The sequence below is a fragment of the Streptococcus danieliae genome (genome assembly GCF_009767945.1).
Lineage (GTDB): Bacteria > Bacillota > Bacilli > Lactobacillales > Streptococcaceae > Streptococcus > Streptococcus danieliae.
This window is the reverse complement of sequence record NZ_WSRS01000162.1, coordinates 1-981: the sequence shown is the minus strand read 5'-3', so window position 1 is coordinate 981 and position 981 is coordinate 1. Positions and strand designations below refer to the sequence as shown.

Below are 981 nucleotides of genomic sequence, written 5' to 3'. Positions count from 1 at the left end.
CCCCCACCACAGGGAAAGCATCTCATAGAAATTCGAAAGAAGCCGGATTCGGATTGACGTTAAAACCATCTCAACACCCTTATTAAAAAGCTAAATAATAAAAGCCTAAAACTGTCAGTTTTCAGGGATTCCACACAACTTGACAAAGAGCCTTTTTTTGCGTGTCTCAAGTAATCAGAAAGGAGTGGTCACTATGGCCAAAGATTATAGCCAGCTGGCAAAAGATATTGTCGATCATGTTGGGGGGCGAGAAAATATTAAAGAGCTCAAGCACTGTATCACGCGCCTTCGCTTTAGCTTGAAAGATGAAGGAAAGGCCGATACGGATTATCTCAAGGCGCGTGATGGAATTGTTACTGTAGTGCAAGCAGGTGGTCAGTACCAGGTGGTGATTGGCAATCACGTTCCGGATGTTTATGTGGCGGTTCAGACAGCAGCAGGAATTGTGGGCAATGGAAGTTTGGCTATTGATGAAGGGGACAAGTTCAAGGGTAACCTCTTTGAACGATTTGTCGATCTGATTTCCGGTATTTTTCAGCCCTTCCTTGGAGCCTTGGCTGCAGCAGGGATTTTAAAGGGGTTGGTTGCCATTCTTGGGGCTAATGGGATGACAGCTGACAGTAGCGCACTTTATGCGATGTTAAACGCAGCTGGCGATGGCTTTTTCCAATACCTTCCGTTGATTATTGCCTTGACTTCTGCAAGAAAATTTAAAATCAATGAATTTACCGCTTTGGCTATTGGGGCAGCCTTGGTATACCCTAGCTTGCCAGGAGCTGTTGAGGGATTGACGGCAGCAGGTATAAACAAGATTTTTGGGATTCCCTTCTGGCTTCCAAGAGAGTGTACAATATCTTGTGTAAACGCAAAAAAAGAATAAATCCTGTTATAGTAGAGTTAGACAAAAAAATACTACTAGAAAGATTTATTCCCATGACCCAGTTTATCACAGATTTAACCACATTTCTAGCTAATCATTCA

At 43.0% G+C, this 981-nt stretch carries 1 pseudogene; it reads left to right on the top strand.

The window, feature by feature from the left end:
- Positions 1–193: 193 nt before the first annotated feature.
- A pseudogene (locus E5983_RS09210) lies at positions 194–838 on the top strand (PTS transporter subunit EIIB); the annotation flags it as partial.
- Positions 839–981: the final 143 nt, after the last annotated feature.